The 15,215-nt window shown below is 35.0% G+C and carries 10 protein-coding genes; 6 read left to right on the forward strand and 4 right to left on the reverse strand.

Annotation, left to right across the window (positions count from 1 at the left end; translation table 11 throughout):
- Positions 1-3 precede the first annotated feature (3 nt).
- Positions 4-396, reverse strand: coding sequence for a 30S ribosome-binding factor RbfA (gene rbfA, locus AC061C_RS09810; protein WP_417947056.1), 393 nt, complete (start codon positions 394-396; stop codon positions 4-6).
- 259 nt (positions 397-655) lie between these two features.
- On the opposite strand from rbfA, the gene AC061C_RS09815 reads away from it, so the two are divergent.
- The 5 genes from AC061C_RS09815 (at position 656) to AC061C_RS09835 (ending at position 10,968) form a co-directional block, all read left to right on the forward strand.
- A complete protein-coding gene (locus AC061C_RS09815; protein ID WP_478291030.1) occupies positions 656-4,345 on the forward strand; it encodes a UvrD-helicase domain-containing protein in 3,690 nt (1,229 codons plus the stop codon).
- A gap of 47 nt (positions 4,346-4,392) precedes the next feature.
- On the forward strand, positions 4,393-5,586 hold the full coding sequence (gene kbl / locus AC061C_RS09820; RefSeq protein WP_309755683.1) for a glycine C-acetyltransferase: 1,194 nt from the start codon (positions 4,393-4,395) through the stop codon (positions 5,584-5,586).
- A 133-nt stretch (positions 5,587-5,719) separates the two neighbouring features.
- Entirely contained in the window at positions 5,720-7,153 is a 1,434-nt protein-coding gene (locus tag AC061C_RS09825) for an OmpA family protein (protein ID WP_478291022.1), read from the forward strand.
- A 63-nt stretch (positions 7,154-7,216) separates the two neighbouring features.
- Positions 7,217-9,994 (forward strand): PD-(D/E)XK nuclease family protein, encoded by a 2,778-nt coding sequence (locus tag AC061C_RS09830; protein WP_478291023.1) that lies wholly within the window; start codon positions 7,217-7,219, stop codon positions 9,992-9,994.
- Between the two features lie 302 nt (positions 9,995-10,296).
- Positions 10,297-10,968 (forward strand): ATP-binding cassette domain-containing protein, encoded by a 672-nt coding sequence (locus AC061C_RS09835; protein ID WP_478291024.1) that lies wholly within the window; start codon positions 10,297-10,299, stop codon positions 10,966-10,968.
- Here the strand turns inward: AC061C_RS09835 and AC061C_RS09840 are convergent.
- The 3 genes from AC061C_RS09840 to AC061C_RS09850 all read right to left on the reverse strand — a co-directional run bounded on the left by AC061C_RS09840 (position 10,965) and on the right by AC061C_RS09850 (position 14,501).
- Positions 10,965-11,747, reverse strand: a complete 783-nt coding sequence (locus AC061C_RS09840) for an alpha/beta fold hydrolase (RefSeq protein WP_478291025.1) — start codon at positions 11,745-11,747, stop codon at positions 10,965-10,967. The two genes, AC061C_RS09835 and AC061C_RS09840, sit on opposite strands and share 4 nt — an antisense overlap.
- A 250-nt stretch (positions 11,748-11,997) precedes the next feature.
- Positions 11,998-12,798 carry a TIGR00266 family protein gene (locus AC061C_RS09845; RefSeq protein WP_478291026.1) on the reverse strand — a complete coding sequence of 267 codons (801 nt, stop codon included), beginning with the start codon at positions 12,796-12,798 and terminating at the stop codon, positions 11,998-12,000.
- A 410-nt stretch (positions 12,799-13,208) separates the two neighbouring features.
- Positions 13,209-14,501, reverse strand: coding sequence for an aminopeptidase P family protein (locus tag AC061C_RS09850; RefSeq protein WP_478291027.1), 1,293 nt, complete (start codon positions 14,499-14,501; stop codon positions 13,209-13,211).
- Between the two features lie 203 nt (positions 14,502-14,704).
- Here AC061C_RS09850 and AC061C_RS09855 point away from each other — a divergent pair.
- Positions 14,705-15,215, forward strand: a 511-nt coding sequence (locus AC061C_RS09855) for a WD40/YVTN/BNR-like repeat-containing protein (protein ID WP_478291028.1), incomplete at its 3' end; no start/stop codon positions are given.

Consider the following 15,215-nt stretch of genomic DNA (forward strand, 5'->3'; position numbering starts at 1 on the left):
ATTTTATTGAAATCTGCGTTTGTCTAGAAGGTCTCTGTTGTCAATAGGATTATCTCTATTGGCTAGTGCATTGTCAATCTTTTCGATGTAGTCTAGCGAGTCGTCAATAAAGAAAACTAAATTAGGAACTTTACGCAATTGCAAGCGCACGCGTTGCGATAAATCGTGTTTTATATTTTTAGAATTCGATTTCACCGCCTCTAAAATTTCTTTGGCTTTGTCTTGAGGAAAAACACTTAAATGAACCGTAGCCACAGATAAATCTGTAGTTACCGTAACCTTGGATACCGAAATTATCAAATTACTAACTCCGTTTTTTCTCACTTCACCTTGCAGAATATCAACCAAATCTTTTTGGATAACCCCACCTATTTTTTTCTGTCTATTTGTTTCCATGCTGCAAAAATACTACTTTTAAGTTTTATCCCGTAGTTTCAGCACAAATTTAAACGCAACCTAATTATTAACCATGTTTTTAGGAGCTATTTCCTGCTGTTCACTGTATCTTTTTATAAGGTGATGAAAAATCACCTTATAAAAAGGATGCCGTTTCCATCAGGGCTAGGAAATCCCGTGCAGTAGTGCGCTATTTCTATAAAATGAAAAGTAAAATTAAATATTTAAAAATATCAATTTGGAACCTAAAATAAATCCAATTTCTGCTCCCTTTCCTTCGGGAAGTCCCGAAGTTTCGGGAAGGGAAGGGAAACCCTCTTTCTCCATATACGATGCCTCAGCGGGATCCGGAAAAACGTATGCGCTTGTCAAAGAATACTTGAAAATTATTCTTGTTGCACCAAAAAATGATGCCTATCGCCACATTCTTGCCATTACGTTTACTAATAAAGCGGTGCATGAAATGAAAAGCAGAATTGTGGGCAGTCTTTCTGAATTTGCCAAAGACGAACCAAGTGCAAAAGCACAGGATCTAATGCAGGATTTATCCATTGATACGGAATTGTCTATCATTCAAATTAAAACAAAATCAAAGCAAATCATCAAGCACATAATTCATAATTACGCCGCTTTCGATATTTCGACCATCGATAAGTTTACGCATAAAGTGATTCGTGCTTTTGCCCATGATTTGAATTTACCCATGACTTTTGAAGTTACTTTAGATACTGAAAACTTATTGATAGAAGCTGTTGATGCCATCATCGCCCAAGCCGGAGAAGATGAAACATTAACAAAATTACTCATCGATTTCACGATGGAAAAAACCGACGATGACAAATCTTGGGATATTTCTCGAGAAATTCTCGAAACGGGTCGTTTGGTTTTAAATGAAAATAACCGGAATGAAATCACACATTTTCACGGTAAAACGATCGAGGAATTTATCGAAATTAAAGAGAAACTTACAGCTGCCTGCAAAGACTTAGAAAAAGAAACCATTGTTTTTGCAGAAGAAGCGTTGACCTTAATAGATAAAAATGGAATTGATGTAAAATCTTTTTCCAGAGGCACTTTTCCAAATCATATTAATAGCATTCAACAAGGGAAATTTAATCCTAAGAATAAAATGTTTCATGAGTTTGACGATATTGCAATCAATAAAACGGCAAAAGACCGCGCGATTATCGAAAATCTAATTCCTGAATTTTTACAAATTCTATCAAAAGTGTATTCGACTTTCGAGAAGATAAATTTTTATAAAGCATTCCTCAAAAATATTACGCCACTATCATTATTGAATACAGTCAGTAATGAATTAGCAAAAATTCAGGAAGAACAAAATGTACTTTCCATTTCTGAATTTAATGCCATTATCCATCGCGAGATTCAAAATCAACCTGCTCCCTTTATATATGAACGATTAGGCGAGCGCTACCGTCATTTTTTTATTGATGAATTTCAGGATACTTCCGAAATGCAATGGCAAAACCTAATTCCGCTGATTGATAACGCACTTTCTGGCCAGGATGATTATGGAGTAAAAGGAACTTTGATGATTGTGGGTGATCCAAAACAATCTATTTATCGCTGGCGTGGCGGAAAAGCGGAACAATTCATCGAATTGAGTAAAGATAAAAACCCGTTCAGTAATCCCGATAAAAGACTCGAACATTTAGATAAAAATTACCGCTCTTATTCGCAGATAATCGAATTCAACAATGAGTTTTTCAAATTGTTATCGAATGAATTTGAGCATTTGGATTACAAAGATTTGTATGAAAATCACAGCCATCAAAAAATAAATAACAAAACAGGCGGCTACGTAAATATTTCATTTATACCAAAAGTTGAAAAAGCAGATGAAACTAGTGAGGGCTCATACGATGAGGAAGGTTTGGATAAAACAGATTTATATGTTTTAGCGACTTTAAACACGATTCAAAAATCGTTAAAACAAGGGTTTCAATACAAAGACATTGTCGTCCTGACTAGAAAAAGAAGCCAGGGAATTGCGATTGCTAACTATTTGACAGAGCAAGGAATTCCAATTTTATCCTCAGAAACCTTGATGATTCAAAATGCGACCGAAGTAAGGCTGATTATTCATTTATTGAAATATTTAAAAAACAGTTCTGACTTGGAATCTAAAGCAAAATTTCTTCAATATTTAGCACAAAACAGTCAGGATAAATTACCAATTCATGATTTTATTGCTCACGGCATGGCGTTGTTTCAGGAAACTGATTTCGAAAATTGGTTGATGAGTTTTGATGTTTCGCTTTCGTTTCAAAACATCCGAAAAAAATCATTATATGAAGCGGTTGAAACTATAATAAGTAAATTCCTCTCCCCATCCCTCTCCAAAGGAAAGGGTGACGGAATAGTCAGTAGTGTGGATAAATTAGGATACATGACAGGCGGTAATTATTCTCATCTTTTAATAGAGAAAGCAAAAGAGAAGAGAAAAGAACCAACATCTGCTGAGAAATTTCTTTGGATGGAGCTTAAATCGAAAGCACTAGAGGATCATAAATTTAGGCAACAGCATTTGATAGATAATTTTATTGTTGATTTTGTTTGCTTGTCAAAAAAATTAGTTGTTGAAGTGGATGGTGAATACCATTTTACGGCAGAACAAATTCAGCTGGATAATTATAGAACAATTACTTTAAATAAATTAGGATATAAAGTCATTCGATTTACCAATGAGCAGGTAATCAAGAATATTTACGAAGTTTTAGATGAAATCAAAAAGGAGCTAATCAGCCAGGAAAATTTCCTAGATGTTATTGCTCTAGTTTCGGCTCCTTCCCCTTCGGGGAGGGCTGGGGAGGGGAATGCTTACGTCCAATACTTCCTAGATATCGTTCTCGAGCGCGACATTCGCAATCAGGCAGGAATATCGGATTTCTTGAATTTCTGGGATAAAAATGCGGAGAAATTCAGTATTCCATCTCCGGAAGGCACCGATGCAGTTCGGATTATGACGATTCATAAATCGAAAGGATTGGAATTTCCAGTCGTCATTTTTCCTTTTGCCGAAGAAGATTACAAGAGAAAGCCAAAAGATAAGTTATGGCTCAATGCGGAAGAGGAGGATTTTGGTTTGCCAAAGGTATTAATTGACAATAGTACTGCTGTCGAAGGTTTTGGAGAAGAAGCTGCTGCTGTTTTCAGTCAAAAAAAACAAGAAGAATTGTTGGACAATATCAATGTATTGTATGTGGCATTAACAAGAGCAGAGGAGCAATTGTATGTTATTTCGAATATGAATTTATCCAGTAAAGGGGAATTTCCGAAGAATAATATGTGTAGTTTTTTCATTAATTATTTGGGTAACAAAGGCGATTTTTCTGAAGATAAATTAGAATACGAATTTGGAAATGCAACGAAACTATCTTCAGTAATACAACATGTCGATACTTCAAAAATAATTCCTGTTGTCGCCGAAATTCTAAATCCAAAGAATATAAAAATTGCACAACGAGAAGCTTTAATGTGGGGAACACATCAGCAAGAAGCTATTGAATATGGTAATGTAATTCATGAAATTTTATCTTTTGTGAAAACAAAAAACGATGTTGATTTGGCAATTACAAAGTCTATTGAAAACGGATTGATCACTTTTGGTCAAAAAGAAATCGTTCTTAAAACGATTCACGAAATTGTGAATCACAGTGAATTAGAAATTTGTTTTACAGAGGGAAATACGGTGATGAATGAACAAACTATTATTCAAAAAGAAGGAAATGCAATCAAACCGGACCGTATAGTCGTCGTAAAAAATAACGAGGTTTTCCTGCTAGATTATAAAACAGGAATACACAACGCAAAATACCAGCAACAATTAGAAAATTATCAAAAAGCAATTGAGCTGATGGGTTATAAAGTGATAAAAAAAGCACTTATTTATATCGGAAAAGAAATCGAAGTAGTAAATTTGTAATCATAAAAATGGATAATTCGCAATATTGAACTTTAAAAAACATAAAAATGTACGGAAATATTAAAGAACACCTTCAAGCAGAATTGCAAACTATTGAAGAGAACGGAATTTTTAAAAAAGAAAGAATTATAACCTCGCCACAAGGAGCTGAAATCACAATTTCAACAGGAGAAACGGTATTGAATTTTTGTGCTAATAATTATTTAGGGTTATCCTCGCATCCAGAAGTGGTGCAAGCAGCTAAAGATGCTTTGGATACTCATGGTTTCGGAATGTCGTCAGTTCGTTTTATATGTGGTACTCAGGATATTCACAAAACGTTAGAAAAAAAGATAGCTGAGTTTTATGGATTAGAAGATACTATTTTGTACGCAGCTGCCTTTGATGCTAATGGTGGTGTTTTTGAACCTTTGTTAGGAGAACAAGATTGTATCATTTCGGATAGTTTGAATCATGCGTCTATAATAGATGGAGTACGTTTATGCAAAGCAGCCCGTTACCGCTATGAAAACAGTAACATGGAAGATTTGGAGCAACAATTGATCAAAGCAACAGCTGCCGGAAGTCGTTTTAAACTAATTGTTACTGACGGAGTTTTCTCTATGGATGGACTTGTTGCGCCATTAGATAAAATTTGTGATTTAGCCGATAAATACGATGCATTGGTAATGGTTGATGAATGTCATGCAGCTGGTTTTATTGGTGCAACAGGCAAGGGAACTCCAGAAGCAAAAGGTGTGATGGGACGTGTAGATATTATAACGGGAACATTAGGGAAAGCATTAGGCGGAGCTATGGGAGGTTATACCACGGCAAAAAAAGAAATTATCGAGATCTTGAGACAGCGTTCAAGACCCTATTTATTTTCGAATTCGCTGGCTCCTGCAATCGTAGGTGCCTCTATAAAAGTATTTGAATTATTAGAAAAAGATACCACTTTAAGAGATCAATTAGAATGGAATACTAATTATTTCAGAGACGGTATGAAAAAAGCAGGTTTTGATATTATTGATGGCGATTCGGCAATTGTTCCTGTAATGCTGTATGATGCAAAATTGTCTCAAAATATGGCTGATGAATTACTAAAAAAAGGCATATATGTAATCGGTTTCTTCTTTCCTGTGGTCCCTAAAGATAAAGCAAGAATTAGAGTACAACTGTCTGCAGCACATACAAAACAACACTTAGACAAGGCTATCAGTGCTTTTATTGAGGTAGGCAAAATGTTAAATATTATATAATTTTAAAACGAAGTTGTATAATTTACACTTTGGGCAGTTTTTACAAGTTTTTTTTAACTTTTAGTTTTGTAGTTAAAAATTTACGCGTTACTTTTGCTCTTAATTAACTAAATTGTAATTAAAAATTTTAAGTATGAAACATCTTAACAAACTTTTAGTTGCTGTAATGATGGTCATGGGATTAAGTTCACATGCACAAGACAGTAACAATCCATGGGCTATATCCTTTGGAGTTAATGCCGTTGACACTAGAACTAGTGCTGGTGGTGGAAAAAATTGGGCAGACCGTCATTTTTCACAACCATTTGCAGTAAAAGACAACTGGAATATTCTTCCATCTGTTTCTTATTTAAGTGTGTCAAAGTACATAGGAGATAACTTCTCTTTTGGACTTGCTGGTTCGGTAAACAAAATTGATAAATATGTGAGATTTTCTCCGGGAACTCCTGGTAGTGATTCACGTGGTTATTTAGTTTCTAACCCTGGTGATTTAATGTATTATGGTGTTGATGCTACTATTAAATATAGCTTCATGAACTTAATTAAATCTAAAGTTATTGATCCGTCTTTATCTGTTGGTGGAGGTTATACTTTCTTTGGCGATAGTAGCTACGGAACATTAAATCCAGGTGCAGGTTTGACATTCTGGTTTACTGATAATGTAGGTTTAGAGTTAGCAACTAGATACAAAAAATCTTTTGGTGAAAGAGAAGAAGCAAACGGAACTCCAGATGCTCCATCACATTTTCAACATTCAGCTGGTTTAATCTTCAAATTTGGAGGTAAAGATACAGATGGTGACGGAATATTCGATAAAGATGATGCTTGTCCAGACGTTGCTGGTTTAAAAGAATTCAACGGATGTCCTGATACTGATGGAGATGGAATACAAGATAGTGCAGATTCTTGCCCAGATGTTGCTGGTTTAGCAGCATTGAATGGATGTCCTGATACTGATGGAGATGGTATAGCAGATAAAGATGATGAGTGTCCTAATGAGGCTGGTCCAGTTTCATTAAAAGGTTGTCCTGATACTGATGGAGATGGCGTAGCTGATAAAAATGACAAATGTCCAACTGTTGCAGGTCCAAGAGAAAATGCAGGTTGTCCTTGGCCAGATACTGACGGAGACGGAGTATTAGACAAAGATGATAAATGTCCACAAGTAAGAGGTACTGTAGCAAACCAAGGTTGTCCAGAAGTTTCAGAAGAAGTAATGAAAACATTAAACAACTACGGTAAAGTAATCTTGTTTGATTCTGGTAAATCTACTTTCCAACAAGGTACTTACACAGTGTTACAATCTATCACTGCAATCTTGAAAGAGTATCCAAACTCAAAATTCCAAATTGAAGGTCACTGTGATAGTGATGGTAGTAATGAACTAAACCAAACTTTATCTGAAAATAGAGCTCACGCTGTTGTAAATTATTTAATTGAAAACGGAATCGCTGAAGATAGATTAAAACATACAGGTTTTGGTGAAACTAAACCAATTGCATCTAACAAGACTGCAAAAGGAAAAGCAGAGAACAGAAGAGTTGAAATTTCTTTGATAAAAGAATAATTTTTCTCAAAATATTTTTTAAAACGCCCCGATTTATCGGGGCGTTTTTTTTATTTTTATGAAATGATAAATTCATCTTTTCTTGATAAGATCGCTTCTGTTTTAACAGAAAGTTATGCTGACAACCTGTATAATACGATTGTTGTTTTACCAAACAAACGCGCTAAGATATTCTTAATTGAAGCGTTAAAAAAACAAGTAACAAGTAATATCCTTTCTCCTGAAATTTTAAGTATTGAAGACTTTGTTCAAAATATTGCAGCAATTAGGACAATAGACCCTATTGAGTTGCTCTTTGAATTTTATGAAGTGTACTTGTCAAATACTGAAAAAGGTAATCAACAATCCTTTGAGTTGTTTGCCAATTGGGCCAAAACATTGCTTCAGGATTTTAATGAAATTGACCGCTATTTATTAGATCCTTCTCACGTGCTTTCCTATCTGAATGATATTGAAGACATCAAAAAATGGGGAATTGAAATCGAAAATAAAACTCCTTTATTAGAAAAATACATTGATTTTTGGAAGTTGCTACCCAATTATTATAAATCTTTGTATGCTCATTTATTCAATAAAGGAATCGGGTATCAAGGTTTGATTTATCGGGAAGCAGTTAATAATTTAAATCATTTTTCGAGTTCGGTACAAGAGAAAAAATTTGTGTTTGCTGGCTTTAATGCCTTAAATGCAGCCGAAGAAAAAATCATTCAACACCTTATTGTTACTGATCAAGCAAAAATTTATTGGGATGTAGATCAAACGTTTCTTAACGATCCGTATCATGATGCAGGTTTGTTTGTACGGCGATTTAAAGAAAACTGGAAGCATTACAAATCAAATCCCTTTGAATGGATTGTAGACGATTTTTCACAATCAAAAAATATTCAAGTAATTGGTACACCCAAAACAATAGGTCAGGCTAAAATAGCTGGAAGTATTATTGAAAATGTTATCAATGAATCCCGAAGACTCGGCACTGATGGGAAGTTGGATAAAGTAGCTGTGGTACTAGGTGACGAGAATATGTTGGTTCCACTTCTATATTCGCTACCCGCTAGCGTTGGAGCTCTAAATATTACTATGGGATATTCCAGTAAGAATAATCCAGCCCAGATTTTGATTGCCAAATTATTCAAAATGCACACGAATGCGTTGTCCAGAAATGCCAAAAGTTATGTATTGTATTACAAAGATGTTTTAGATATTTTGACGCATCCTTTGGTGGAACCATATGCAAAAACTAGCGCGCTGGTCCATACCATAAATCAGAATAATTATACTTTTATCACGCATCATAAATTGATGGAATTGAATGCAATTCCGAGCGAATTATTTCTTCTATTATTCCAAAAATGGGAAAAGGGTTCGATTCCGGTATTAGAGACCATTTCAAAATTATTGCAAACCATAAAAGAAAATTTAAGCAACGATAACGAAGAAGAGAAAATCACGAAGGCTTTTGTTTTTGCCATTTTCAAAGTCATCAATAAATTGACTAATTATTATTCGAAACACACTCATATCGATAAAATAGAAACACTTTATGCCATTTACAAACAAGTAATAGATTTAGCTGAAGTATCTTTTGAAGGAGAACCGTTGAATGGTTTACAGATTATGGGTGTTTTAGAAAGTCGTGTTTTGGATTTTGACACCGTTATTGTCACCTCGATGAACGAGGGGAAATTTCCTGCCGGCAAATCTCAGAATTCATTTATTCCGTATGATGTGAAACGCGAGTTAGGTTTGCCAACATTTAAAGAAAAAGATGCGATCTATACGTATCATTTTTATCATTTGCTGCAGCGCGCTAAAAATATTTATTTGTTGTATAATACCGAAAGTGAAGGTTTGGATGCAGGTGAAAAAAGCCGATTTTTAACTCAGTTAGAAGTCGAAAAGCAAAAAAATCATACACTTTCGCATGAAATCTATAACGCTGTTTTACCAGAAACAGCCTATCAACCGATGGTAGTTCCAAAATCGGAAAGCGTAATGGTTCGATTGAAAGAAATCGCCGAAAAAGGATTTTCTCCATCGGCTTTGACAAGTTATATTAGGAATCCGATTCAGTTTTATTTCCAGAAAATATTACGCATCAGCGAAGTGGAAGAAGTAGAGGAGAATATAGCCTTGAATACTTTGGGAACCATTATTCACGAAACTCTAAAAGTTTTGTACGAGCCATTTATTGGTAAATTTATTTCTGAAAGTGCTATTTTAAATTGTTTCAAACAAATAGACGCTGAGGTTTTAAAACAATTCAAATTAGTTTACAAAGAAGGTGAAATAAAAAAAGGCCGAAATTTATTGGCGTTTGAAGTAGCTAAACGGAATGTTTCTAATTTCTTAAAAGTAGAATTAGAAAGTATTAAAAACGGTGATGCAATAAAAATAATTGCTTTGGAACAAACTTTCGAACGATCATTACATCATCCTAATTTGCCGTTTCCGGTATTGATAAAAGGAAATGTCGATCGTATTGAAGAGCGCAACGGAGTCATTCGAATTATCGATTACAAAACGGGAAAAGTAGAAAAAGCAAGCGTTACTCTGAAATCCTGGAATCGATTAACGGAAGATATTAAAAGCGATAAAATCATTCAGGTGCTTGCGTATGCATATATGTATGAGCTTGAAGCAAAAGGAAAACCAATTGAAGCCGGAATTATTTCTTTTAAGAATTTAAAAGCAGGTTTTCTTCCATTTAATTTTAAAGAAGACAAAGAAGTAAATTCAATTATAAATGAAGAAATTTTGAGTAATTATTTAGAACAAATGGTTCTTTTATTAAGCGAAATTTTGAATGAAAGCATTCCTTTTGAAGAGAAAATAATTTAAACAAAAATCCCAATCAGAAAATTTGCTAACATCTTCGAGTTTTATAAAAGTACTTTGACGATTAACGTGTCAGTAAGTGCTTTGGCATGGATTTTTGGTGGATTTGAAACTTTTAAGTATGTATTAATTTTTTTTGGTTTCTTCATTAGCCTATTGATAAAACAGATGAATGCTAAAAATGAATACCTGTTTTATTATAATAACGGAATTTCTAAAGTGCAGTTGTTTGTGTATGGTTTTATAATGAATATTGTTTTTTCGATGGTCCTGATTTTAGTCATTAATGTAGTTCTCAAATTCGTATGACAAAGAGTGTTTTAGAAGTAGACAGTGTTCAAAAACAGTATGATGGGAAAAGCATAGTTTCCGATGTGTATTTGAAATGTGAAACTGCTGATATTATTGGCATTCTAGGACGAAATGGTTCTGGAAAATCGACGGTATTGAAAATCATTTTCGGAATTGTTGCAGCCGATTTTAAATTTGTTCGGGTGGATGGCGTCGTGAAATCAAAAACCAGCGATTTACTAAATGAAATCAGTTATTTGCCTCAGGATAATTTTATACCAAATTCATTTTCGATACTAAAGACCATTCAGTTGGCTATTGCCAAAGAGAAGCTACAGGATTTTTATGCCGATGAAATGATTCAATCGATGTTGAACAAAAAAATAAAGCATTTGTCCGGCGGAGAATTACGGTATTTAGAAATTAAATTAATCCTGAACAATTCGTCAAAATTTGTTTTGCTAGACGAGCCTTATAATGGTTTGTCACCTATCATGATTGAAAAAATAAATGAATTAATCACTGCCATGTCCCGTGTAAAAGGAATTATTATAACGGATCATAATTATGAAAATGTGATTAAAGTCTCCACAAAATTGGCGTTGATGAAAGAAGGAAAAATGCACCATTTAAAAGACAAAAGCGAATTGGTGGAAAAAGGCTATTTGAAATCAGGAATGCTCTAAATGCTTTTGAAAAAAGCCAATAATACAATCAATAACTGGTCTTGGTTTTCAATGTGGCTCATGTGTCCGTCCGGGAAAGTCACTAATTTTACCGAGGTGTTTTCAATTTGTTCTTTGGTTTCTTCGTAATTTAAAACAGGATCTTTTTCACCTAGAATCAATAATTTTGGATAAGGGGTAAGATGTAAGAGTACGTCTCTGTCGGGTCTAATTTTCATTCCTTCGAGAGAGGCAACAATTCCTTGAAGCGGTGTTTTTATAGCTTCTTTTTTTACTTTTTCAATTTCTGACGAAAGTCTTTCTCGATTCGATTCACTGAATAAATTAGCTATAGAAAGTGAAATAAAATTGACGAAAGATTGCTTTACGGCTTTAATCGCTCGGTCCCGATTGATTTTTCGTTCAGCGCTATCGGCTTTTGCGGTCGAGTTTAATAAGACTAATCCTTTTATCGTGTCTGGATATAATTCGGCAAAAGCCAAAGCGACATAACCGCCCATAGAATGCCCAACAAAAATGGCTTTCCGAATGCGCAATTCTGATAAAACAGCGTGGACTGCATCGGCATTATCTTCCATGGTTTGCACGTAACTCAAACATTCCGTCTCGCCATGTCCCAATAAATCAATAGTGATTACACGGTTTTTTTTAGCAAATTCAGGAATGTAAAAATCCCACATGCCTTTGTTTTCCAAGAAACCATGAAGCAAGACAATAGCGGTTCCTTTTCCGGTATCGGAATAGGAGATGTTAGTGTTTTTAAAGAGAATCTGTTTCAAAATGGGAAATTAAGTTTTTCGCAAAATTAAGGATTTAAATTTTTTGAAACATATAAGTCATATAAGTTTAAAGATTTGTTGTGGCAAATTATACTAAAAAATACGTATAAAGAATGAGAATTTTTGAACAGAATTATTATATATGTTAATTTAAACACGTAAGTCATTTAAATTTATACAAGGATTACTTCAATTTGCTTAAATGACTTATATGTTTAAATAAATAATTTCTTAAAGCCGTTTATTAAACTTAAAATCGTCTGTCTCCATTGAGTAAACTTCCTAATCCGCCTAATAAACTTCCTTCGTCACGACTGTTTCCGCCAGCTCTTGGTGCAGATGCGATGATTCTGTCGGCAAGTCGACTGAAAGGTAACGATTGAATATATACTGTTCCCGGACCGCGAAGTGTGGCGTAAAATAAACCTTCGCCACCAAAAATGGAATTCTTGATTCCGCCAATAAATTCAATGTCATAATCAACGTCTTTGGTGAAACCTACAATACAGCCAGTATCGACTTTTAGGATCTCGCCCGCTGCTAATTCTTTTTTGGCTAACGTTCCTCCGGTGTGTACAAACGCCATTCCGTCACCTTCTATTTTTTGCATGATGAAACCTTCCCCACCAAATAACCCAGTTCCTAGTTTTTTAGAGAACTCGATCCCTACGGATACACCTTTGGCAGCGCAAAGGAAAGAATCTTTCTGACAAATGAATTTTCCTCCAAATTGTGTCAAATCTATTGGAATAATTTTTCCTGGATAAGGCGATGCGAATGAAACTTTACTTTTAGTGTTATTTTGATTGATGAACGCCGTCATAAAAAGACTTTCGCCAGTCAACACCCTTTTACCGGCGCTTAAAAGTTTACCGAACAATCCGTTTTCCTGTCCGGAACCATCGCCAAAAATGGTTTCCATTTGGATGTTATTATCCATCATCATAAAACTTCCCGCTTCGGCAATTACAATTTCTTGTGGGTCCAGTTCTATTTCTACATATTGCATTTCCTCGCCGTAAATGTGGTAGTCTATTTCGTGTGCTTGCATGATTTGTACGTTTTAAGTTAGTATTTTAAATGTTTTTACCATTAAGGAATTAAGATTCATTAAGAATTAGAACTTAATTTTTCTTAATTCCTTAGTGGTTGAAATTACTTATTGAATATACTTTAAAAAATAGTTGTTGTTTCAAATAAGTATGATGCGTGATTATAAAGTTACAGCTTTAGAATTGTTTTAACATTTATGTTCTTTTGAAAACTGTGCGCACTTTTTAGCCCTGATGGCAGTGGTATCTCCCGATTTTAAAAAAACAAGGCTTTTTAGGCGCAGTTTTTTTGATCGGGAATATAACGGACAGCAGGACTGATTGTGGTTTTGAAAATATAGTATTCTGCTCCCAAAAAAAAAGCAGCCTAGATTGCGCTAGACTGCTTGTTATGGATATATAACATTTATTATGCGTTCATTAATTCTTCGATTTCGTCTACTTCGATAGGAATGTTGCGCATCATGTTGAATGGTTCGCCGCTTTCTTGAACAATAATATTATCTTCTAGACGAATCCCGAATCCTTCGGCAGGAATATAAATTCCGGGCTCAACTGTGAATACCATATTGGCTTTCATAGGTTCAGTTAGGATGCCGTAATCGTGCGTGTCCAATCCCATGTGGTGCGATGTCCCGTGCATGAAATATTTTTTATAAGCAGGCCAATCGGGGTTTTCATTTTGCACATCGGCTTTGTCAATAAGACCCAAACCGAGCAGTTCTGAAGTCATTAATTTCCCCACTTCGATATGATATTGTTTCCAGAGTGTGCCTGAAGTCAGCATTTTTGTAGCTTCGTTTTTGACATTCAGCACGGCATTGTAAACTTCTTTTTGTCTCTTAGTGTAGCGGCCTGAAACCGGAATTGTACGCGACATATCACTGGAATAATTAGCATATTCAGCGGCAACATCTAGCAAAATTAAATCACCAGCTTTGCATTGTTGGTTGTTTTCAATATAATGCAGCACGTTGGCATTATTTCCTGATGCGATAATTGGCGTGTAAGCAAAACCTCGAGAGCGATTGCGAATGAATTCATGAATCAATTCAGCTTCGATTTCATATTCGGTTACGTTCGGTTTTACAAAAGGTAATATGCGTCTAAAACCAAGTTCGGTGATGTTGCAGGCTTTTTGAATTAAGTCCAACTCTTCGGTTTCTTTTACCGAACGAAGGCGTTGCAATATCGGGTTACTTTTGGCGACTGCATGTGCTGGATATTTGTCTTTCCACCATTTTACAAAACGGGCTTCACGAGTTTCAGTTTCTACAATGGCTCTGTAATGCTCATTAGTATTGATGTAAATAGTATCACAATGCGTCATCATTTCGAATAACACTTTCTCGAAATCTTGAAGCCAGTAAACCGTTTTAATTCCTGTTACCTCGTAGGCGCGTTCTTTAGTCAATTTTTCACCTTCCCAAATGGCAATGTGTTCGTTGGTTTCTTTCAAGAAAATCATTTCTCGTTGATGCTCATAAGGTGCATCTGGAAATAGCAATAAAATGCTTTCTTCTTGATCTGCCCCACTTAAGTAAAAGATGTCGCGGTGCTGTGCAAATGGCAATGTACTGTCTGCCGATACGGGATAAATATCATTAGAGTTAAAAACAGCAACGCTATTTGGTTTCATTTGCGCCATGAATTTGGCTCTGTTTTTTATAAATACATTTCGGTCAATTTGATGGTATTTCATGTGTGGTAATTTTTATTTTTTTGTTGTAAAATGCAATCTTCAAGCTAGTTTTTAGTGATAAATAGTATTGATATCATACAATTATCATAAATAGTAATGATTATTCAAAAATACTAACTTTGAAAGGAACGGGTGTTAATTCGGGTATAAAATTTTTGGATACGTGTTTTTATCCTTAAATTTCCACTTCAAAATTGCTTCTTATGAAAAAACCAATACTCTTAGCCGCTCTAATCATACAAACCGTCTCTTGGGCGCAGGTTTCCACTGCAACTCTGCAACAAAGTTTGGAAACTAAAAAACAATTAAAAAATCAATCGCTATTTCAAAAGGTTACACTCGAAAATGTGGGTCCAACAGTAATGAGTGGACGCGTGGTTGATGTAGCTGTAAACCCAGAGAATCCAACTGAATTTTATGTAGGATATGCTTCGGGAGGACTATGGTATACCAATAATAACGGAATGAGTTTTTCAGCTGTTATGGATACGGCGCCTACACAAAATATAGGTGATATCGCAGTAGACTGGAAAACGGGTACGATTTGGGTAGGAACAGGTGAGGTAAATTCTTCGCGTTCTTCGTATGCGGGAATCGGGATTTTAAAATCAGAAGATAAAGGGAAAACGTGGCAAAATATGGGGTTGCAAGACAGCCATCATATTAGTAGAATCCTTTTAAATCCTACTAATCCTAATGAAATTGTAGTAGGCG

Source organism: Flavobacterium sp. GNP010, from assembly GCF_056428945.1.